This window comes from Phytopseudomonas daroniae, assembly GCF_004327285.1.
Lineage (GTDB): Bacteria > Pseudomonadota > Gammaproteobacteria > Pseudomonadales > Pseudomonadaceae > Aquipseudomonas > Aquipseudomonas daroniae.
This window is the reverse complement of sequence record NZ_QJUI01000008.1, coordinates 126,575-147,358: the sequence shown is the minus strand read 5'-3', so window position 1 is coordinate 147,358 and position 20,784 is coordinate 126,575. Positions and strand designations below refer to the sequence as shown.

At 63.2% G+C, this 20,784-nt stretch carries 16 protein-coding genes and 1 pseudogene; 7 read left to right on the top strand and 10 right to left on the bottom strand.

Features of this window, described 5'->3' with window-relative positions:
- Nucleotides 1-51: 51 nt before the first annotated feature.
- The 9 genes and pseudogenes from DNK06_RS10775 to pilG form a co-directional block, all read right to left on the bottom strand.
- Nucleotides 52-411: pseudogene (locus DNK06_RS10775) on the bottom strand (ferritin-like domain-containing protein); the annotation flags it as partial.
- A 184-nt stretch (nucleotides 412-595) separates the two neighbouring features.
- Entirely contained in the window at nucleotides 596-1,066 is a 471-nt protein-coding gene (locus DNK06_RS10770; protein WP_131180030.1) for a chemotaxis protein CheW, read from the bottom strand.
- A gap of 46 nt (nucleotides 1,067-1,112) precedes the next feature.
- Entirely contained in the window at nucleotides 1,113-2,132 is a 1,020-nt protein-coding gene (locus tag DNK06_RS10765; protein ID WP_131180029.1) for a chemotaxis protein CheB, read from the bottom strand.
- A complete protein-coding gene (locus DNK06_RS10760; RefSeq protein ID WP_131180028.1) occupies nucleotides 2,129-9,532 on the bottom strand; it encodes an Hpt domain-containing protein in 7,404 nt (2,467 codons plus the stop codon). The genes DNK06_RS10765 and DNK06_RS10760 overlap by 4 nt, the downstream gene beginning before the upstream one ends.
- Nucleotides 9,533-9,546: 14 nt before the next feature.
- On the bottom strand, nucleotides 9,547-10,395 hold the full coding sequence (locus DNK06_RS10755) for a CheR family methyltransferase (RefSeq protein WP_131180116.1): 849 nt from the start codon (nucleotides 10,393-10,395) through the stop codon (nucleotides 9,547-9,549).
- 68 nt (nucleotides 10,396-10,463) lie between these two features.
- The gene (locus DNK06_RS10750) at nucleotides 10,464-12,512 is read right to left on the bottom strand and encodes a methyl-accepting chemotaxis protein (protein ID WP_131180027.1); all 2,049 of its coding nucleotides are present in this window, start codon (nucleotides 12,510-12,512) and stop codon (nucleotides 10,464-10,466) included.
- 85 nt (nucleotides 12,513-12,597) lie between these two features.
- Nucleotides 12,598-13,134, bottom strand: a complete 537-nt coding sequence (locus DNK06_RS10745; protein ID WP_131180026.1) for a chemotaxis protein CheW — start codon at nucleotides 13,132-13,134, stop codon at nucleotides 12,598-12,600.
- A gap of 42 nt (nucleotides 13,135-13,176) precedes the next feature.
- Nucleotides 13,177-13,542, bottom strand: a complete 366-nt coding sequence (gene pilH, locus DNK06_RS10740) for a twitching motility response regulator PilH (protein ID WP_042552451.1) — start codon at nucleotides 13,540-13,542, stop codon at nucleotides 13,177-13,179.
- Between the two features lie 49 nt (nucleotides 13,543-13,591).
- Nucleotides 13,592-13,999, bottom strand: a complete 408-nt coding sequence (pilG, locus tag DNK06_RS10735; protein WP_131180025.1) for a twitching motility response regulator PilG — start codon at nucleotides 13,997-13,999, stop codon at nucleotides 13,592-13,594.
- Nucleotides 14,000-14,229: 230 nt separating this feature from the next.
- Here pilG and gshB point away from each other — a divergent pair, with 230 nt between their 5' ends.
- The 7 genes from gshB to DNK06_RS10700 all read left to right on the top strand — a co-directional run bounded on the left by gshB (nucleotide 14,230) and on the right by DNK06_RS10700 (nucleotide 20,109).
- On the top strand, nucleotides 14,230-15,192 hold the full coding sequence (gshB, locus tag DNK06_RS10730) for a glutathione synthase (RefSeq protein ID WP_131180024.1): 963 nt from the start codon (nucleotides 14,230-14,232) through the stop codon (nucleotides 15,190-15,192).
- 56 nt (nucleotides 15,193-15,248) lie between these two features.
- Entirely contained in the window at nucleotides 15,249-16,145 is an 897-nt protein-coding gene (locus DNK06_RS10725; RefSeq protein WP_131180023.1) for an energy transducer TonB, read from the top strand.
- Between the two features lie 130 nt (nucleotides 16,146-16,275).
- Nucleotides 16,276-16,845, top strand: a complete 570-nt coding sequence (locus DNK06_RS10720; protein WP_131180022.1) for a YqgE/AlgH family protein — start codon at nucleotides 16,276-16,278, stop codon at nucleotides 16,843-16,845.
- Complete coding sequence (gene ruvX, locus DNK06_RS10715; RefSeq protein ID WP_131180021.1) at nucleotides 16,845-17,288, top strand: Holliday junction resolvase RuvX; 444 nt, start codon at nucleotides 16,845-16,847, stop codon at nucleotides 17,286-17,288. The genes DNK06_RS10720 and ruvX overlap by 1 nt, the downstream gene beginning before the upstream one ends.
- Nucleotides 17,289-17,315: 27 nt before the next feature.
- Complete coding sequence (gene pyrR / locus DNK06_RS10710; RefSeq protein ID WP_131180020.1) at nucleotides 17,316-17,837, top strand: bifunctional pyr operon transcriptional regulator/uracil phosphoribosyltransferase PyrR; 522 nt, start codon at nucleotides 17,316-17,318, stop codon at nucleotides 17,835-17,837.
- Nucleotides 17,834-18,838, top strand: coding sequence for an aspartate carbamoyltransferase catalytic subunit (locus DNK06_RS10705; RefSeq protein ID WP_131180019.1), 1,005 nt, complete (start codon nucleotides 17,834-17,836; stop codon nucleotides 18,836-18,838). Before pyrR ends, DNK06_RS10705 begins: the two co-directional genes overlap by 4 nt.
- The gene (locus DNK06_RS10700) at nucleotides 18,838-20,109 is read left to right on the top strand and encodes a dihydroorotase (protein ID WP_131180018.1); all 1,272 of its coding nucleotides are present in this window, start codon (nucleotides 18,838-18,840) and stop codon (nucleotides 20,107-20,109) included. Before DNK06_RS10705 ends, DNK06_RS10700 begins: the two co-directional genes overlap by 1 nt.
- Nucleotides 20,110-20,310: 201 nt before the next feature.
- On the opposite strand, the gene DNK06_RS10695 is transcribed toward DNK06_RS10700, so the two are convergent.
- Nucleotides 20,311-20,709 (bottom strand): NINE protein, encoded by a 399-nt coding sequence (locus tag DNK06_RS10695; RefSeq protein ID WP_131180017.1) that lies wholly within the window; start codon nucleotides 20,707-20,709, stop codon nucleotides 20,311-20,313.
- Nucleotides 20,710-20,784: the final 75 nt, after the last annotated feature.

The window sequence follows — 20,784 nt, the reverse complement described above, 5'->3', positions numbered from 1 at the left end:
AAATCCATCGAAAGCCGGCTGCTTCTTCGACAACCTAGCCCAGCCGAGCACCTAAAGGTCTTCGCGAATATCGGCCATATCGTTGGCGTGTTCTTCTTCCTGGGCGAGGATCTCTTCGAAGATTCGCCGAGTAGTGGGATCGTCGTTGCCGATAAAGGCGATGATCTCGCGGTAGCTGTCGATGGCGATGCGCTCGGCCACCAGATTCTCGGTGACCATTTCCTTGAGTGACGCACCGGTGACGTATTCGGCGTGGGAGCGCGCTGTCAGCGTGGACGGGTCGAAATCGGGTTCGCCACCGAGCTGGGTGATGCGCTCGGCCAGTTGATCCGAATGCTACAACTCCTGCTGAGCGTGTTCGAGAAACTCAGCGGACGCGACGCTCGCCTTGAGCCCGTTCGCCATATGCCAGGGCACGTTGACGCAGAATGCTGATATCGGTGAGCGGGGTGGCCATGTCTTTTCTCCATCGGCTAACGGTTGAATGCGCTGGTTCTAGCGACCGGCGACACTCAGTTGGGAGTCATGGCGAAAGAGAAAAGCTTGGCCTGTTACAAGATGCTACCAGGCCAGGCCCGCCCGAAGGCGAGCAGGTTCAGATCAGCTCGGCATCGGCAAGCAGTTGCTCCAGCCCTTCCAGATCAGGGATGCGCAGCACTGTGTCATCCACCTTCACCGCGGCCAGCTCCAAAGACGCCAACGGCACATCGGCTCGCGGCAGATCCTCGGCGACCCGCAGAGAACGCGGAATGCCCTGTACCAGCAAGGCAATGAACTTGACGTTCGGGCGCCCGCCTAGGGCATTGAGAATGGCGATACGGGCGCCATCACCAGCTACCGCCTGGCCACCGGACGCGGCCTCGAACGACAGCAGGGGCAGGCTCAGGTCACGCCAGGCCACCTGACCGAGAAACCAGTCGGGCAGGCCAGGCATTGCTGGCGGGGCGCGATAGGGAATCAGCTCGGCCACGGCCACGTTGGGCAGCAGCAACGTGCGATCGGCCAGCGGCACGACCAGACCGGTCAGGCTGCTGACGCTGTTCTGGGTAACGACGGCTTGGCTCATGAAAAAGTCCTGTTATGCAGCGAAATCAATGAAGGGAAGCCGCGGCCTATCGGCACTGCTCGGCAAGATGGTCGACCAGTGCAGCAGCCAGCTCTCGCGGGTCGGCACTGAAGCTGCTGTAGCCGCCCTCGCGCAGGCTGTCGGGCATGCTCGAGCAGACGCAGCTGTCAGCGCGCTGTGTCCAGATCATGCCGCCCTGGCGCTTCACATAGGCGGCTGCCGCGCTGCCATCGCTGCCCATGCCGCTGAAGGCGATAACGCCACTACCCTCCGCAAAGCGCTGCGCCAGATTGAGCATCATCTGGTCGATCGATGGGCTGTAGGGTTCTGGCCAGGGTCGGGCAGTGACCTGCATGGCACCGTCATCGCTGAAGGCCAGCTCGTTGCTGACCGGCACCACGACCACCTCACCGCAGCGCACGCTGTCGCCATCGCGCACCGTGCCAACACGCCACTGACTGTGACGGCCGACTGCCTGGGGCAACGTCGTCTCGAAGCTGGGGTCGATATGCTGCGCGTAAATGAAACCTACCGGCAGGCCGCCGGGCAAGGCATCGAGAAAGGCCTTCACCGCCGCCGGACCGCCAAGGGACGCCGCCAGCAGCCAGATCTGCCTCGCCGGCTCGCCCGCTTGCAGTGGCGTATTGGCCAGCACCGCAGGCAACTCGACGCGCCCAGGGCGCTGAACTTCGGCGAGCAGACCATCCAGGCCGGCACCCACTGCCAAAGCGGGATCACCCACCAGTTTTTTCAGTTTGCCGACCAGGCGTCGCTCCCAGCGCGGGTAGTTCTCGGAACTGCGCTCGGGCGCATGCCCCTCGCCAAACAGCACCGGCACCCTGGAATCCTCCATCAGCGCATCGATCAACGGCAAATCATCGGACTGCACCAGGTCGACCAGCCACAGCTCGGCCTCGCAGGCCTGCAGCGCCGCATCGTCGAGCCGCGCCGGATCACTGTTGAGCACCACCTGATAACCATTGCTGCTCAGCGCCTGCTGCAGCACATGGCGCTGCAGCGAGGTGTCGGCGATCACCGCGATACGCGCCGCGCCGCGCTCGCTCATGGCCGCTTCGTCCACTTTTCGATGGCGCTCAGCAGCAGCGATTCCTGATAAGGCTTGCCGAGGTATTCGTTGACGCCGATGCTCATCGCACGTTCACGGTGCTTCTCACCGGTACGCGAGGTAATCATGATGATCGGCAGATCCTTCAGGCCCTCGTCGTGGCGGATCAGGTTGGCAACCTCGAAGCCGTCCATCCGTGGCATCTCGATATCCAGCAACATGATATCGGGGCGATGCTCCTGAAGTTGCGCGATAGCGTCGACCCCGTCCTTGGCGGTCAGCACGTTCATGCCGTTGCGCTCCAGCAGGCGACTGGTGACCTTGCGTACGGTCACCGAGTCGTCGACCACCATGACCAGCGTCGGGCGCTCGACCTCGACTTCAGGCGCCGCGCCAGCGTCGGCGGACAGCCGTGGCCGAACCTGATACTGCAGATGCGCATGCAGCTCGCGGATGGTCGCCAGCAGATCGAGAATCACCACCACGCGACCGTCGCCAAGGATGGTCGCACCGGAAATACCATGCACCGCGGCGAACTGCGGCCCCAGGCTCTTCACCACGATCTCCCGCGAGCCGGCCAGGGAATCCACCTGCACGGCCATCGCGTGTTCGCTGGAACGCACCAGGATCACTGGCAGCGGCAGGCTCTGGCCAACCAGTTTGGGATGCTGGCCGTTGTTCAGCAGATCCCCCAGGTAACGCAGCTCGTAGACCTGGCCGGCGTACTCGAAGCGCGGCGCGTCCGGCCCGTAGTATTCCTCCAGCTCGTAAGGCGAAACCCGCACGATGCCTTCGATGGTGTTCAGCGGGATGGCGTACAGATCCTCGCCGGAGAGCACCATCAACGCGCGGTTGACCGACACGGTGAATGGCAGACGGATGCGGAACGTGGTGCCCTGGCCAGCGGTGGAATCGATGCTCATGGAGCCGCCGAGCTGCTTGACCTCGGCGTTGACCACGTCCATACCGACGCCACGCCCGGAAATTTGCGTAACCTTCTCGGCCGTGGAGAAACCGGCCTCGAGGATGAACTGCAGAATTTCGTGCTCGCTGAGGTCGGCACCGGCATCCATCAGGCCACGCTCGATGGCCTTGCGACGGACTGCGTCCAGGTTTATCCCGGCACCGTCGTCGCTGAGGGTCAGTACGATGTCGCCGCCTTCGCGGGCCAGACCCAGGCGGATGCTGCCCTGCTCCGGCTTGCCGGCCTCACGGCGTGCGGCGCTACCTTCGATGCCGTGGTCGACGGCGTTGCGCAGCATGTGTTCGAGCGGCGCGACGATACGTTCGAGCACCGTACGATCCATCTCGCCGTCAGCGTTGCCGACGATGAATTCGACCTGCTTGCCCAGCTCGCTGGCGACCTGCCGAACGATACGACGCAGGCGTGGTACCAGACGATCGAAAGGCACCATGCGCGTACGCATCAGGCCTTCTTGCAGCTCGGTGTTGACCCGCGCCTGTTGCAGCAGCAGGGTTTCCGCATCGCGGTTACGCGAGGCCAGGGTTTCCTTCAGATCCAGCAAGTCGGAAGCCGACTCGAAGAGCGCACGCGACAGCTGCTGCAGCTGCGAATGGCGATCCATCTCCAGCGGGTCGAAGTCCTCATAGCCGGCGCGCTCGGCCTCGGCCTGATAGCGGCTGAGGATCTGCGCCTGGGTCTCGGTATCGAGACGCCGCAACTGATCGCGCACCCGGTCGATGGTGGCTTCCATCTCGCTCAGGGTGAAACCGAAATCGCTGACCTGTTGCTCGACGCGACCGCGGAAAATCGAGGTTTCACCCGCCAGGTTGACCAGGCCCTCGAGCAGATCCGCCGGCACCTTGACCAGCTCTTGCGGCGCACGGCGGGCAGCGGCCTCTTCAGCGGCCACCTCGGCGCGCTGTACGAAAGGCAGCACACGGTGCTGCGCTTGCACGGCCGGCTGCTCGCTGGCGGCGACGATGGAGGTGACCGCACGAACGGGAACCTGCTCCGGCTCGACCGGACGCTCGTCCAGCGGCTGTTGCTGCAGGCGCTGACGCAACTCGTCGACACTCTTCTGCAAACCTTCGAAACCGGACTGCACGTCGAGGTACAGGCTTTCTGGCCAGGGTGCGCCCTGCGCCTGAGCTTCAGTCAGGTGCTGCTCCAGATCGTGGCTCTGGTCACCCAGGTGTTTCTGACCTGCCAGACGTGCACCGCCCTTCAGGGTATGCAGCACGCGCAGCAGCTCATCGATGGCACCGACGTCGTCACGACGCTCTTCCCAGCGGCCAATGCCGGCTTCCATGGTCTCGAGCAGATCGTCGGCTTCTTCGAGGAAGATATCGAGAATATCCGCCTCGGCGTCGAACGCCTCTTCGTGCACGGCACGCAGCGGAACAGCCGTGGGCATGCTCAGTTGTTCGTCGGGGTTGGCGCGCAGCCGGCGAATGGTTTCGATCAGTTCGTCGCCGCCGGGTACTGGACGATGGGCGCGCACCGCATCGAGCATCTCCGCCAAGCGATCGTGGCAAGCCTGGAGCAATTCGAACAGCATCGGGCTGGCGCGCAGACGGCCGTTGCCGAGATCCTCGTAGAGGAATTCCAGTTCGTGAGCCAGGTCGCCGATCTCACGGATCTCGGCCATCCGCGCGCCACCCTTGAGGGTGTGCAGATCGCGCTGCAGCGACTCCAGATCGAGGCTGTTGTCGACGTCATCCATCCAGTGAGATAGCGCCGCACCGGCACTGTCGATGATGTCGAAACCTTCTTCGAGGAAGATTTCCACCAGCTCGGGATCACGGTCATCGTCCACCGGCGCCTGTTGCTGCAGTTGGGTCGGCGTGGTGTATTCGCTCACACTCAGCGGTTCGACGAGCGGCTCTTCAAAAGACGCTACTTCAGCCAGCGGAGCGCTGTCCGGCTGTGGCTCCGTTACCTCGGGCAACTCGGCGGGCTGCGGAGCATCCGCTTCTACGGGCTGCTCATCCTGTCCACCACGCTGGCGGAACAGGCGAATCGTCGCGACCAGCTCATCCGCACGTTGTGCGGGCTGACGACCCTGCAGGCTGTTGAGCATGGCCACCAGAAGAGCATGGCCCTGCTGCAGGCTGCCGGTGACGAAGGAGGATACGTCGTAACGACGATCCATCAGGCCTTCGTAAAGCGCTTCCAGCTCATGAGCCAGCTCGCTGATCGGAGCGATCCCGGCCATGTTCGCACCGCCCTTGAGGGTGTGCAGGTCACGTTGCAGCGAGGACAGCGCGGTACGGTTGTCCGGCTCCGCCAACCAGCGCTCCAGGGCGAGGCCGGCGCTGTCGAGAATGTCCACGGCCTCTTCGAGGAAGATGGACACCAGTTCGTCGTCGGCTGCGTCTACAGGTTGTGCGGATTGGCTGGCATCGTCATTGGCCGCGTCAGCGACCAGCGACTGCTCCAGGGTACGGGTCGCTTCATCCAGGTCGACCACTTGCAGGCCAGGCACGTCACCCGACAGCAGTGCCAACTTGGCAGGATCCAGTGCTTCGTCCAGCAGCGCGCGCAGCGCGGCGACTCGCTCGGCACTGGCACTGACTTCCAGGCCGGCAGCGACCTGATCCATCATGCTGACCAGCGCTTCATGGGCCTGTTCGGCCTCATCGAAGAAACGCTCGCTGACAGCCAGGCGACCCTCTTCCACCGCGCCGTAGAGATCGAGCAATACTTCGCACAGCTCGTCGATCTGCGGTAATTCGGCCATCTCCGCACCGCGGCCCAGGGTCGTCAACTCTTCCAGCAGTGCGCTGAGTTCCTGGCGTTCGGACGGATGCTCGCGCCAGCGGTGCAGCAGGTCTTCGGCGTCCAGCAGGATGTCCATGCCTTCGGCGAGGAAGATGCTGATCAACTGCGGGTCGCGGCTTTCGCCCTGTACATCCTGGCGCTGGCTCTCCGCATGTTCGAGGCGCTTGTCATGCAGCTGTTGCACGCGCTCCAGGTACTCATCGGCACCGGGAAGCGGCTGCAACGGATCGCTTTCCAGTTGCGCCAGGCCCTGACGGAACAGCGCCTGGGCTTCGACCAGCACTTCGGCCTCGGCCAGATCCAGCGGTAGCAGGTTGGCCTTGAACTCCTTGACCATCTTCTCCAGCGGCGCAGCGACCTCGGCCATCGGCAGGATGCCGGCCATATAGGCACTGCCCTTGAGCGTGTGCAGGGCGCGCTGCAAGTCGTCGGTCACCGGTTGCGGCAGTTCCCGGGCGCAGTCATCGAGAAAGGCGGACAGGGTCTCGAGGTGGGTTTCCGCTTCGTTGCGGAAAATCTCCAGCAACTGCGGATCCAGCCCCTCGCTCTCTTCGGCAACGGGCGCGGCAGCCTCGATCTCGCCCGCGGGCTCGGCTACCGCGGCAGCCGGGGCGTCATGCTTTGGGAGACTCAGCCCCTTGGCCAGCGCATGCGCGTCGGCGGCAAGGTGGTCGACGTCATCACGCTGGCGTTGAGCCTGAGCGGCGAACTCATCGACCAGCTCCGGCATCAGGGCGACGACCTGCTCGATTACCTGCTGTACCTCGGCATCCGGCTGGATGCTGCGGTCGAGCACGCGGTTGAGCATGTTCTCGATCGACCAGGCCAGCTCGCCGATAACCAGCGCGCGCACCATGCGACCACTGCCCTTGAGGGTGTGGAAGGCGCGGCGCACTTCGGTCAGCGCGTCCTTGTCCTCGGTATCGGCGCACCAGCGCGGCAGGAATTCGGCGATGGTTTCCAGCACTTCGCCTGCTTCTTCGATAAAGACTTCACGCAGTTCTTCGTCGATCGGTTCTTCGTCGGCAGGAGGCGGCAGCAGGCTAGGTGGTACGTCCAGCGCTGGCGGATTGATCGCCTGCACCGGAGCGGCCATCACGTCGGCCATGGAAATGGCTTTCTCGGCAGCCGGCTCTTCAAGCACAGCTGGCTCGGGCATGCCGGGCAATTCGACTTCCGGCAGTTGCAGATCGGTCAGGTCGATCTCGTCCCACTGCACGTCGCTGTCTGCATCGAAGTTCAGGGACTCCAGCTGCCCGGGCTGGTTTTCAAAGCCCTCGGCAGGTAGATCCAGAGGCGGCAATTCGCTCGCCGGACGCTCGATATCAACCAGGTCGAGACGGGGTTCCAGCTCCTCGAGCGACCACAGAGTGTCATCTTCAGCGCCTTGCGACTGCTCCGGATCGGACGCTTGCGATGCACCCGCAGGTTCAGCGTCGAGATCGAATGACCAGTCGTCATCGGCCTGCGAGGGTGCCTGCTCCGCTACGGTGGGCGCGTCGAGCTGGCCAAGGTCGAGGGGTTCGGCTGAGGACGGCGATGAGTCATCCAGCGCCAGCGGCTCGAAGGTATCGGGTTTGTCGGCGGGCAGATCACTGTCGTCCAGCGTCCAGCTGTCGTCTGCTACCGATGCGCTCGCATCGGCGTAGGGGTCACCGCTCAGCTCGCCAAGGTCGATGACTTCTGGAATGGATGACGGCGACGCCTCGGGCTCTGCGTGAAGGAGCGCTTGCGGCTGCTCGTCATCAGCCTGCGGCCAGCTGTCCTCGGTCTGAAAGCTGGTATCGGATTCACTGAGTTCGAGTCGCGTCTCGCCAGATGGCTGCGCCTCGATGCTCGGCGGCTCTACGGATTCGGTTTCGACAGCACTAGCGAGAGCGGGCGCGGACAGCACGTCGATATCGTGCAGCGGATCGTCCAGCGGTGCCGGTTTTTCGTCGACCGGCGCGGCATCGAGAATCGATGGTTTTTCCTGCAGCGGATAGCCAAGCGCAGCGAGGCTTTCTTCGGCGACATCGAGAATCAGGTCGCCCTGGGTCGCGTGATCCTCGGAGAGGCGCTCCAGGTAATATTCGACGCTGGTGATGGCATCGGCCAGGGTGTCGAGGTTCTGCCAGTTGGGTACAGCCTTGCGGGCCAGCAGTTGCTCCTGGATGTAGCTGTTGCAGGCATTGAGCAGTGCGGCGGCGCGATCCAGAGGGATCATCGCCAGCCCGCCACGCACTTGGGTCAGCAGCCCCGGCACACGGGCCAGGTGCTCGTGATTCCACTGCGAGGCGATGAATTCGATGATCGCGTCCTTGGCCTGTTCCAGGCCATTGCGCGCTTCCTTGATCACCAGTTGGTGAATCTGCCCCACATCGGTGGTGGGCAGGTGGCTTTCCTCGCGCCTGGCGTTGTCGTTCTGGCCGACCATGCCGGTCAGCGTCGCTTCGACGTACAGCAGTGCGCCGGCGACATCCATCAACACCGCATCGCTGGGTTCCTGAGTACCTTGAGCCAGGGCGCGCACCACGTCGAGCTGGTCGACGATGACCTTGCGCGGCTGAGCGAAACCGAGCACGGCGAGGGTGTCAGCGATCTGCTTGAGCGGTACCAGCAGGGCTTCCATATCTGCGACCTGGGTACGATCACTGCGCACGAACAGATCGAGGCTGTCCTTGACCCGTACCAGCTCCTCGCACAGGGCGCCGACTACCGAGCGCATCGCATCGCGATCCGGACCGGCCAGACGGGCGCGCTCCTCATCGACGACATCGTGGTCAGGCAGCGCCTCGTCAAGGCTGTAGCGGTCGCGCAGCACGCGATTGCGCGGCGACTGCGCCGATGCCTTGGCGACGTAGAACAGCAGGTTCTTGGTGAGTTCGTCCGGCGCGGGCTGGTTGATGCCGTCGGCGCCCTGTTCGGTCAGGCGTTTGAGTTCCTTGTCGACCTGGCGCAACAACGTGCGCACGGACGTACCGTTGGCCACGCTGCCATTGGACAGCCCTTCGACCATGCCCGAGGCGATCTGCCAGAGCGACTCCAGCGGCGAGTCCTTGCACAAGGTTTCCAGGCGCGCGAAAACCCGCGCCATGTAGCCAAGGTTGGTGCCCAGATCCTGCTGGCGGATCACGCCAACCAGCGCGACCTGGAGCATCTGCCGCAGCTTGCGCAACAAAACGGGCAGCTCGGCGGTGCGCAACTGGGTCAGCGACTCCGGCGACAGGGCGTCAGCTCGGGCGGACAGATCAGGAGAGAACAGGCTGGTTTCCGACAGCAACTTCTCGCCCCGCGCGGCGCGCAGGTCGTTGAGCAGCGGCAGTACCACCATCGGCAGGTCGCGGCGGGCGGTCTGGATGCGATCCAGGTAGACCGGCAGTTGCAGGATCGCCTGCATCAGCACTTCCAGCGCTTCGCCCTGGTTGGCCACACGACCGTCGATCAGCGCCTGGGACAGGTGCTCCATTTCCTCGGCAAGCAATGCCGCGCCGAAGAATTCGACCATCTGCAGAGTGCCATGAACCTGATGCACATAGGTCTGGCAGAAGCGCATGCGTGTCGAATCCTGCGGATTCTCGACGAACGCCTCCAGAGCCTGTCGCGCCTGCTTCAGGGTTTCTGCGATTTCACCCTTGACCCACTCCAGGGCGACATAGTCGTGCCGATCACCCATACACACTCCGTCTCTTAGCCCTTGCGGGTATACGCCAGCACTCGCTCATCGGCCACCGGAAGCATATCCGGGTGCTGCCAACCGACCACCTCGCCCACTCCGACCACCAGCAAGCCACCAGGCGCCAGGCACTCGGCCAGGCGGTTGAGGATCTCGCGGCGCCGCCAGCGGCGAAAATAAATCAGCAAGTTCTGGCAAAAAATAACGTCCATGCCGGTCATTGGCGCTTTGTCCAACTCCAGCACATTGAGCTTGGCGCAACACACTCGCGCGGCAAGCCCTGGTACCACCTTGAACCGTCCATCGGCCTGCTGCAGGAAGTAACGTTCGCGCAGGCTTTCATCCATCTGTTGCAACCGGCGCACGTCATACAGACCGTCACGCGCCTTGCTCAGGGCACTGCGGCTGATATCGGTGCCGGTGACGCCGAACAGCCCTTCAGAGCCCAGCACTTCACTGGCACCAATGGCCAGCGAGTAGGGTTCCTCGCCGCTGGAGCAACCCACGCTCCATATCGCCAGAGGCTCGTCCAGTCCCTGTTCGCCACGACGGGCGACATAGGCCTGATAAACCTCGAACGATGGCGGATGCCGGTAAAAGCGAGTTTCCTGTACCGTCAGTCGATCCAGCAGATTCGCCCACTCCACCGCCCCGCGCGGGCCGTCGGTGACCTGCCGGTAATAACTGGCGTAATCACCGACACCCAATTCGCGCATGCGGGCGCTGAGGTTGGTCTGCAGGAAAATCCGGCGCTGCTCGTTGAGCACCATGCCGAGCCGCGACTCCAGCAACTGCTGCCAGTCGCGGAACTCCGTGGCGGACATGTCCGCCAGCGGTTGCAGGGCCCAGACGCCTGACTGCATGTCGTGCACCTCGCTCACGCCTGCGTCTGCCACGCAGCACATCGTTCAATGCGCCGCCCGGCAGCCGGTCAGGCCTGCTCGCCGTCTTGTGGCAGGGTAAAACCGGATACCGAATGACGCATTTCACTGGCCATCTTGGCCAGGGTACCAATGCTCTTGGCGGTGGCCGTGGTACCGGACGAGGTCTGCGAGGTGATCTCCTGAATCACGTTCATGGTGTTGGAGATGTGACCCGCGGACGACGCCTGCTGACGTGCAGCGTTGGAAATGTTCTGGATGAGCGCCGCGAGGGTCTTCGATACCTTCTCGATCTCTTCCAGTGCCACCCCCGCATCCTGGGCCAGTCGAGCACCACGTACCACCTCGGAGGTGGTCTGTTCCATGGAGATAACGGCTTCGTTGGTGTCGGTCTGAATGGTTTTTACCAGTGCCTCGATCTGCTTGGTCGCGCCCGAGGAACGTTCCGCGAGGCGCTGTACCTCGTCCGCTACCACGGCGAAGCCTCGGCCTGCGTCACCGGCCATGGAGGCCTGGATCGCGGCGTTCAGTGCGAGGATGTTGGTCTGGTCGGCGATGTCGTTGATGAGGCTTACGATGTCACCGATCTCCTGGGACGATTCACCGAGGCGTTTGATCCGCTTCGAGGTGTCCTGGATCTGCTCACGGATGTTATCCATGCCGGTGATGGTGTTGTGTACGACTTCGTTGCCCTTGTTGGCGATGGCTACGGAACGTTCCGCTACCGCGGAGGACTCCGAGGCGTTCGCCGATACCTGATCGATCGACACGGCCATTTCGTTGATCGCCGCGGAGGCGCCGGCGATTTCCTGGGCCTGGTGCTCGGAAGCCTCGGCCAGGTGCATCGCCGTGGCCTGGGTTTCCTGGGCCGCGCCCGCTACCTGAACGGCGGTCAGGTTGATCGTGGCTACCAGGTCACGCAGCTGGTCGATGGAGTAGTTGATGGAGTCGGCGATGGCACCGGTGAAGTCCTCGGTTACCGTCGCGGCCACGGTCAAGTCACCGTCGGCGAGGTCGGCGATCTCATCGAGCAGACGCAGAATCGCGGTCTGGTTACGTTCGTTCTTCTCGGCGGTTTCGGCGAGACGGCGGTTGGTCTCGCGCACCATCACCAGGCCGATGATCAGAATCGAACCCAGCGCCAACGCACCCAGCACGTAACCGGCGATGGTGTTCAACGCACGACCGGCAGCCAGGTCTTCGAAACCCTCGGACAGGGCGGAGGCTTTGTCCAGCAGGGTTTGCGACAGGGTGAAGATGGTGTTGGCCGATTCACGAACCTGGAACAGTTCCGGCGAGGTTTCGAGGATTTCGTCCACGGAACCGGAAACGAATTCGAACAGTTCGGAAATTTCCGCCAGACGCTCGAGCGCTTCCGGGTCGCTTACCCTGGCGATTTCCATCGCCGCATTACCTTCCTGCATGGCGCTCAGTACGCGACCGAACAGGCTGGCGTCACGACCGAACATGTCGGCGGCCTGTACCGAATCCTGGTCACCGGCCAGAACCTTGTTCACCGAACCGAGAATCCGCTCGGCAAGCAGCGACTGCCGCTGGGCAACCGAAACCTGGGCTGCCGGCGCACCGCTTTCCAGCAGAATGTCGACCACTTCTTCGTACTCGACCTGCAGCTGCGGGATGGTTTCCGCCAGCGTGGCAGCAACCTGGTGCAGCGACAGAACGGTCTGCTCGGCGGCCAGGATCGCATCGGCGTTCTGCCGCAGGCCGTCCCAGTCTTGCTGCACGGCAGCAATCTGTGCCTGAACCGCTGCAGGCGCTGCGGGCAGGCCGCTTTGCTCGTTACCATCGGTCAGGTAGGCCCAGCGCTCCTGGAAGTCGTTACGCGCGTCGCGCAGCAGGGCGAAGGCGGCGGGCGTGCCCGTGGCGGCTTCAGTGGCATCCTTGGCGATACGCTGGGACAGTACGCGCAGCTCGCCCGCGTGACCGATGTACTCGGTGTCGTAGTTACTTTGCGTATTAACGTACGCAAAGTTGGCGAACAGCATCACGATCGAGATGATCAGGACAACGAACAGCCCTGCTACGAGGGCGCCAATACGTGTCCCCGCCAGCACATTGTTTGAGGTTACTTTTTTCATTATCTGGCCCCCGCCTGGACCCTACCGCACTTCGAATTCCATATAACGTCAGAAGGCTGGCTACGCCGCCTCCACCGAAAAGCTCTCAATACGCAACGTCGATAAACCCAGGAGCCTGTGCCAGCGCGTGTGGGCTGAACACCAACCAGGGCTGCTCGCGCTGGAACACACCATGAATGAACGGCTGGATGGACGCTTCGAGCGGTGGCAACTGCTCGGAGAAGGTATCCACCGCGAAGTGCTGCATACCGAACACCTCGTCGACCGTGAGGCCGGCGAAGACATCCTGATGGTCGACTACCAGCACGCGCCGTTGCTTGCGCAGCGGCGACAGCTCGCTACCGAAGAAGCCGCACAGATCCATCACCGGCAGCAATCGCCCGCGCACGTTGGCCACGCCCTTTACCCAGCTCTTCACGCCGGGCAGCAAGGTGTGCCGTGGTTCGTGCAGTACTTCACCGACCTCTCCCATCGGTGCGACGAACAGCCGTTCGCCCATGCGAAAACCAATACCGCTCCAGGTCTGCACCGCCACCTGCTGCGATGGCAGGCCAGCCGCCACCGCACGACAACGTTGCTCGATGCCGAGAAGAATCTGAAAAGGAGTGCGTGTCTCAGACATGCCTGCCGTGACCTTCTTCTGTATGTCGCGCGCTGTCCGGGTTCAGCCGGCCAGCACCGCGTTCAGGGTTTTCAGCAGAGTGGCTTCGTCCACCGGTTTGGTCAGGTAATCCTTCGCGCCCTGGCGTTTGCCCCAGACCTTGTCGGTTTCCTGATCCTTGGTGGTGACGATGATCACCGGAATGTGGTTGGTCTCGGCATCCTTGGTCAGTTGCCGGGTTGCCTGGAAGCCGTTGAGGCCAGGCATGACGATGTCCATCAATACCGCATCGGGCTTTTCCTGGCGCGCCAGGGCAACACCATCAGCACCGTTTTCGGCCTTGAGTACCTGATGCCCGTGCTTTTCCAGCATTGCGGTCAGTTTGTACATTTCGGTCGGCGAGTCATCAACAATCAGAATTCGAGCCATGATGTTTCCCAATACATAAAGAAGAGGCGTTAGTGGCGTCAGCCGGACGTCAGGATGCTTGCTCGACCGGAGAGAAATCCGGTACGTGGGCCTTGATCGCGCCGAGCAGCTCTTCCTTGCTGAAGGGTTTGGTCAGGTATTGATCAGAACCAACGATGCGCCCCTTGGCCTTGTCGAACAGGCCATCCTTGGACGACAGCATGATAACTGGCGTGGACTTGAAGGCACTGTTGTTCTTGATCAGGGCGCAGGTCTGATAGCCATCGAGACGCGGCATCATGATGTCGACGAAAATGATGTTCGGATGGGTGTCGGCGATCTTCGCCAGGGCATCGAAGCCGTCCACCGCAGTGATCACCTCGCAACCCACCTTTTTCAGCAAGGTTTCCGCTGTACGACGAATCGTTTTCGAATCGTCGATCACCATCACCCTCAAACCTTCGGAATGTTGTTCCATGTCTGCCCTGCCACCACTTCGGTGAGTCGTTGTGTTACGCCATTTCCAGTGTGCCGGAAGCCCTAAGATCAATGGGCCCGGCCCATCGCTGGGCCTTTTTAGCACACTCTCCTCATGCAAGCCATCGGCCCGGTTCCCCTTGACCACCGGCCCTGTCAGCGCCAACCTTGGCGCCCACCCCCGCTACCTTTGCGGCGGTTTTTTCTACCGCCCTTCACGGAGATACCTCAATGAGCGTTCGGCTCGGCATCGTCATGGATCCCATCGCGCAGATCGCCTACAAGAAGGACAGCTCGCTGGCCATGCTGCTGGCTGCCCAGGCTCGCGGCTGGAGCCTCTTCTATATGGAACAGAAGGATCTCTACCAAGCCGCTGGTGTTGCCCGGGGCCGCACGCGCGCCCTTCAGGTATTTGCCGATCCGCAGCGCTGGTTCGAGCTCGGCGAGGAGCAGGATCTGCCACTGGCCGAACTGGATGTGATCCTGATGCGCAAGGATCCGCCCTTCGATAACGAATTCGTCTACTCAACTTACCTGCTCGAGCAGGCCGAAGAAGCCGGCACACTGGTGGTCAACCGACCGCAAAGCCTGCGCGACTGCAACGAGAAACTCTTCGCCACCCGCTTCCCGACGCTTACGCCGGAGACGATTGTCAGCCGAAGACCTGACATTCTGCGTGATTTTGCGCGACAGCACCGTGACATCATTCTCAAACCCCTCGATGGCATGGGCGGCTCGATGATCTTTCGTCACCGTGAAGGCGACCCGAATCTCTCGGTGATTCTCGAAGCCCTGACCATTCATGGCAGCCGACAGATCATGGCGCAACGCTACCTGCCGGCCATCCTCGATGGTGACAAGCGCATCCTGATGATCGACGGCGAGCCGGTACCGTATTGCCTGGCGCGCATTCCCGCCATCGGCGAAACCCGTGGCAACCTGGCCGCCGGTGGCCGCGGCGAAGCCCGTCCACTCACCGATCGGGATCGCGAGATCGCCGCAGCGGTCGGCCCCAGCCTGCGCGAACGCGGCCTGCTGTTCGTCGGCCTCGACGTGATCGGCGACCACCTCACCGAGATCAACGTCACCAGCCCTACCTGCATCCGCGAGATCGATGCGGCCTTCGATACGCGCATCGGCGAACAGTTGATGGACAAGATTGCCGAAAAGCTCAATGCGCGGAGTGCTTCATAGACTTTTCGCGGACGCCTCGGCAGACTGCGCGGCAATCCTGAACCGACAGAATCGCGATGAACGCAGCAACCACCCCACCCGATATCACATCCTCCGGCGTTCGTCCGGCGGATCGCCTGGGGTTTACCCTGTTCCTCGCGGCGGCGCTGCATGCCGCGCTGATCCTCGGCCTGGGCTTCACGTTCGTCGAGCCCGGGCAGATCAGCAAAACCCTGGAAATCACCCTGTCCACCTTCAAGAGCGATGAAAAGCCCAAGGAGGCGGACTTCCTTGCCCAGGACAACCAGCAGGGCAGCGGCACCCTGGAAAAGAAGGCAGCGCCGACCACCACCGAACAGGCGCCGTTCCAGGACACCGAAGTGCGCAAGGTGACGCCAGCGGCCGCTCCGCCACCGCCCGCGGTCAAGCCGGAAGCGCCCAAGGCGGTCGTCACCAGCAAAGCGCCCCAGGCCCAGAAGGCGCCGGCCAAGCCCGAGGAAACCAAACCCACGCCACCGGCCCCCGCAGCACCCACCTTCGACAGCGCTCAGCTGTCCGCCGAGATCGCCAGCCTGGAAGCGGAGCTGGCCAATGAGGTGCAGCAGTACGCCAAAAGGCCGAAGATCCATCGCCTCAACGCCGCCTCGACCATGCGCGACAAGGGTGCCTGGTACAAGGACGAGTGGCGCAAGAAGGTCGAACGCATCGGCAACCTCAACTACCCGGACGATGCGCGACGCCGACAGATCTACGGCAGCCTGAGGCTGCTGGTATCGATCAACCGTGACGGCAGCCTGTACGAAGTACTGGTGCTGGAATCGTCTGGCGAGCAGGTGCTCGACCAGGCCGCCATGCGCATCGTCCGCCTGGCCGCGCCCTACGCGCCATTCGCCGGCGACCTGGCGGACATCGACCGCCTGGAAATCATCCGTACCTGGCGCTTCGAGCGCGGCGACCGCCTGTCGAGCAACTGAAGTGCCTCAAGCCTCAAGCCTCAAGCCTCAAGCCTCAAGAATTCGGCCGGTGAGGCGAGCGGACGATCAATCGCGTTTCGCTCTCACTTGCAGCTTGTAGCTTGAGCCTTGCAGCTTCAAACTAGCGTCCATGAAAGACGCTACCCCGAGCATCCTCAAGCATCACTTTTTGATCGCCATGCCGCATATGGCCGATCCGAACTTCGCGCACACCGTAATCTATCTGATCGAGCATAACGATCAGGGCGCCATGGGGTTGGTTATCAACCGTCCCAACGGCTTGAACCTGGCCGATGTGCTCGAACAGTTGCGTCCCGACAGCGAGCCTTCCGTGCTCTGCCAGAGCCTGCCGATCTTCAGCGGTGGCCCGGTGCAGACGGATCGCGGCTTCGTGCTGCACCCCAGTGGCCCGCAGTTCCAGGCGACCCTCGACCTGGGCGACCTGGGTCTGTCAACCTCTCAGGATGTGCTGTTCGCCATCTCGCAAGGCGAAGGCCCGGCCCGACACCTGATCGCCCTCGGTTATGCCGGCTGGGGTGCCGGCCAACTGGAAGAAGAACTGGCCGACAACGTCTGGCTGACCTGCCCGGCGGATCAGGCGATCCTCTTCGAAACGCCGTACGACCAGCGCCTTGGCGCCGCCGCCGCGCTGCTCGGGGTCAACCTCAACCTGCTCACCGCCCAGGCGGGGCACGCCTGATGGCCGAGGCGAGCAGCAAACCGCTGCGCCTGCTGCTCGGTTTCGATTACGGCACCAAACAGATCGGCGTCGCCGTGGGCCAGCCCATCATCGGTTCGGCCCGCGAGCTGTGCATCCTCAAGGCACAGAACGGCGTGCCGGACTGGCAGAAGGTCGAAGCGCTGATCCGCGAGTGGCAGCCTGACGCCCTGGTCGTCGGCCTGCCGCTGAACATGGACGGTACGCCCAGCGACATGAGCGAGCGCGCGGAGAAGTTCGCCCGCCGCCTGAACGGCCGCTTCAACCTGCCGGTTTTCACCCACGACGAACGCCTGACCACCTACGCCGCCAAGGGCGAACGCCTGCAACAGGGCCAGACCGGCGGTTATCGCCAGCGCCCGGTAGACGCCCTGGCCGCCGCCTTGCTGTTGCAGGGCTGGCTGGAAGAAAACAGCCCGGGCTGACCCAGCCACGGCCACAAGGAGCTTTCGATGAGCCTACCCAACCCCGCCGAGCTGCTGCCGCAGATGGCGTCCTCGCTGATCAGCCACCTGAACCGGCGGCAGATCCTCACGCCGCGCTTCATCGGCATCCGCACCGGCGGCGTATGGGTCGCCCAGGCACTGCTGGAACAACTGGGCCGCGACGAGCCACTGGGCATCCTCGACGTTTCCTTCTATCGCGACGACTTCACCCAGAACGGTCTGCACCCGCAGGTACAGCCCTCCGAGCTGCCGTTCGAGATCGAAGGCCAGCACCTGGTGCTGATCGACGACGTGCTGATGAGCGGGCGCACCATCCGCGCCGCCCTCAACGAATTGTTCGACTACGGCCGTCCGGCCAGCGTGACCCTGGTCAGCCTGCTCGATCTGGATGCCCGCGAACTGCCGATCCGCCCGGATGTAGTCGGCGCGACCCTGTCGCTGGCGGCCGATCAGCGGGTAAAATTGTCCGGCCCCGCCCCCTTCACCCTCGAACTTCAGACGCTTTCCGACCAAGGCCGTCCGCAATGACCCCAATCGATGCCAAGCGCCCGCTGCAACTGAACGACCAAGGCCAATTGCGCCACTTCCTGTCCCTCGACGGCCTGCCCCGCGAGCTGCTGACGGAAATCCTCGATACCGCCGATTCCTTTCTCGAAGTCGGCGCCCGGGCGGTGAAGAAAGTCCCGCTGCTGCGCGGCAAGACGGTGTGCAACGTGTTCTTCGAGAACTCCACGCGCACCCGCACCACCTTCGAACTGGCCGCCCAGCGCCTGTCGGCCGACGTGATCAGCCTGAACGTGTCGACCAGCTCGACCAGCAAGGGCGAGACGCTGTTCGACACCCTGCGCAACCTGGAAGCCATGGCCGCCGACATCTTCGTGGTGCGCCACGCCGATTCCGGCGCCGCGCATTTCATCGCCGAGCACGTGTGCCCCAACCTGGCGATCATCAACGGTGGCGACGGCCGCCATGCACATCCGACCCAGGGCATGCTCGACATGCTCACCATCCGCCGCCACAAGGGCGGCTTCGAGAACCTCTCGGTGGCCATCGTCGGCGACATCCTGCATTCGCGAGTGGCGCGCTCGAACATGCTCGCGCTGAAGACCCTCGGCTGCCCGGACATCCGCGTGATCGCACCGAAAACCCTGCTGCCCGTGGGGATCGAGCAATACGGCGTGAAGGTCTACAGCGACATGAGCGAAGGCCTCAAGGATGTCGATGTGGTGATCATGCTGCGTCTGCAGCGCGAACGCATGACGGGCGGCCTGCTGCCCAGCGAAGGTGAGTTCTATCGCCTGTTCGGCCTGACCGAGCAACGCCTCAAGCTGGCCAAGCCGGATGCCCTGGTCATGCATCCGGGGCCGATCAACCGCGGGGTCGAGATCGAGTCGGCCGTCGCTGACGGGCCGCAATCGGTGATCCTCAATCAGGTCACCTACGGCATCGCCATCCGCATGGCCGTGCTGTCCATGGCCATGAGCGGCCAGAACGCGCAACGACAACTCAACTCCGAGGAGCAGAACTGATGCGTACCCGTATCCTCGGCGCCCGCGTCATCGACCCGAACAGCGGTTTCGATCAGGTCGCGGATCTCTATGTGCAAGGCGGCAAGCTGAGCGCCATCGGCCAAGCGCCTGCGGGCTTCGAGGCCGACCAGACGCTGGATGCCCAGGGCCTGATCGCCGCGCCCGGCCTGGTCGACCTGTCCGTCGCCCTGCGCGAGCCCGGCTACAGCCGCAAAGGCAGCATCGCCAGTGAAACCCTGGCGGCCGCTGCCGGCGGTGTCACCAGCCTGTGCTGCCCACCGATCACCAAACCGGTGCTGGATACTTCGGCGGTTGCCGAGTTGATCCTCGACCGCGCCCGCGAGGCAGGCCATACCAAGGTGTTTCCCATCGGTGCTCTGAGCAAGGGGCTCGATGGCGAACAGCTTGCAGAGCTGGTCGCGCTGCGCGATGCCGGCTGCGTGGCGTTCGGCAACGGCCTGAACAACTTCCGCAACGCACGCACCCTGCGCCGCGCGCTTGAATACGCGGCGACCTTCGACCTCACGGTAATCATTCACTCCCAGGATCATGACCTCGCCGAAGGCGGCCTGGCCCACGAAGGCGCCACGGCCAGCTTCCTTGGCCTGTCGGGCATTCCGGAAACCGCCGAGACGGTGGCCCTGGCCCGTGATCTGCTGCTGGTCGAGCAGAGCGGCGTCCGCGCCCACTTCAGCCAGCTCACCAGCGCGCGTGGCGCACAACTGATCGCCGACGCGCAGGCGCGTGGCTTGCCGGTCACTGCCGATGTGGCGCTGTATCAGTTGATTCTCACCGATGAAGCCCTGATCGACTTCTCCAGCCTCTACCACGTGCAACCACCGCTGCGTACCCGCTTTGATCGCGACGGCCTGCGCGAAGCGGTGAAGAGCGGGGTGATCAGCGCCATCTCCAGCCATCACCAGCCCCACGAGCGCGACGCCAAGCTGGCGCCTTTCGGCGAGACCGAGCCCGGCATGAGTGGCGTGCAATTGCTACTGCCGCTGGCCATGACCCTGGTGCAGGACGGCCTGCTCGACCTGCCCACCCTGCTCGCTCGCCTCAGCAGCGGCCCGGCCCAGGCCCTGCGCCTGCCAGTTGGCCAACTGCAGGTCGGCGGCGCTGCGGATATCCTGCTCTTCGATCCCCAGGCCTCCACCATGGCCGGCGAAACCTGGCACTCCAAGGGCCGCAACAGCCCCTTCCTCGGTCACTGCCTGCCAGGCCAGGTGCGCTACACACTGGTCGATGGGCATATCAGTTACGAGGGCTGAGCCCCCACGCCTGACGCCTGAGCCTACCGAGTCGCGATCGCGAGCGACGGCTGCAAGGCGTTAGCGGACATAGGGTGGATCGGGGCGCGTAGCTGACGCTCTTTTCATCCACCAGCCCGTAGGATGGGTGAAACCCATCAATTTCCGATGGGTTTCACCCATCCTACGACCGTCCGCTACTGCCTTGTAGCGCCCCCTGATCTAGCCCTCCCGCGCATTCTTGATCGATACCTGGTTATTCAGCGTCCAGAAATCGTAAAGCACGCCGACCAGAAACAGCCCGCCGGTAAACAGATACAGGATGCCGGTGATCCACTTGCCCTGGTACATGCGGTGCACACCGAAGATGCCGAGGAAGGTCAGCAGGATCCAGGCGATATTGAAATCGGTCTTGCCCGCGGTGAAACGCAGATCCGCTTCACGATCCATGGCCGGGATCAGGAACAGGTCGATGATCCAGCCAATGAACAGCAGACCCAGGGTAAAAAACCAGATGGTGCCGGTTACCGGCTTACCGTAATAGAAACGGTGAGCGCCGAGAAAACCGAAAATCCATAACAGGTAGCCGATGATCTTGCTGTGAGTGTCAGGGCGCTGCATCGAGGCCTCCAGAGAAATGCTCCAAGTGCTTGGATCAATAACGACGCCACAGGTTTCCCAAAACAGCGACGAGAC

What these genes read in the sequence shown, in the direction of transcription:
- pilG (WP_131180025.1), bottom strand. Translation starts at nt 13,999, where the DNA reads ATGGAACAACATTCCGAAGGTTTGAGGGTGATGGTGATCGACGATTCG.
- DNK06_RS10750 (WP_131180027.1), bottom strand. Translation starts at nt 12,512, where the DNA reads ATGAAAAAAGTAACCTCAAACAATGTGCTGGCGGGGACACGTATTGGC.
- DNK06_RS10705 (WP_131180019.1), top strand. Translation starts at nt 17,834, where the DNA reads ATGACCCCAATCGATGCCAAGCGCCCGCTGCAACTGAACGACCAAGGC.
- ruvX (WP_131180021.1), top strand. Translation starts at nt 16,845, where the DNA reads ATGGCCGAGGCGAGCAGCAAACCGCTGCGCCTGCTGCTCGGTTTCGAT.
- DNK06_RS10745 (WP_131180026.1), bottom strand. Translation starts at nt 13,134, where the DNA reads ATGTCTGAGACACGCACTCCTTTTCAGATTCTTCTCGGCATCGAGCAA.
- DNK06_RS10765 (WP_131180029.1), bottom strand. Translation starts at nt 2,132, where the DNA reads ATGAGCGAGCGCGGCGCGGCGCGTATCGCGGTGATCGCCGACACCTCG.
- DNK06_RS10700 (WP_131180018.1), top strand. Translation starts at nt 18,838, where the DNA reads ATGCGTACCCGTATCCTCGGCGCCCGCGTCATCGACCCGAACAGCGGT.
- pyrR (WP_131180020.1), top strand. Translation starts at nt 17,316, where the DNA reads ATGAGCCTACCCAACCCCGCCGAGCTGCTGCCGCAGATGGCGTCCTCG.
- DNK06_RS10695 (WP_131180017.1), bottom strand. Translation starts at nt 20,709, where the DNA reads ATGCAGCGCCCTGACACTCACAGCAAGATCATCGGCTACCTGTTATGG.
- DNK06_RS10720 (WP_131180022.1), top strand. Translation starts at nt 16,276, where the DNA reads ATGAAAGACGCTACCCCGAGCATCCTCAAGCATCACTTTTTGATCGCC.
- DNK06_RS10725 (WP_131180023.1), top strand. Translation starts at nt 15,249, where the DNA reads ATGAACGCAGCAACCACCCCACCCGATATCACATCCTCCGGCGTTCGT.
- DNK06_RS10760 (WP_131180028.1), bottom strand. Translation starts at nt 9,532, where the DNA reads ATGGGTGATCGGCACGACTATGTCGCCCTGGAGTGGGTCAAGGGTGAA.
- pilH (WP_042552451.1), bottom strand. Translation starts at nt 13,542, where the DNA reads ATGGCTCGAATTCTGATTGTTGATGACTCGCCGACCGAAATGTACAAA.
- DNK06_RS10755 (WP_131180116.1), bottom strand. Translation starts at nt 10,395, where the DNA reads ATGCAGTCAGGCGTCTGGGCCCTGCAACCGCTGGCGGACATGTCCGCC.
- DNK06_RS10770 (WP_131180030.1), bottom strand. Translation starts at nt 1,066, where the DNA reads ATGAGCCAAGCCGTCGTTACCCAGAACAGCGTCAGCAGCCTGACCGGT.
- gshB (WP_131180024.1), top strand. Translation starts at nt 14,230, where the DNA reads ATGAGCGTTCGGCTCGGCATCGTCATGGATCCCATCGCGCAGATCGCC.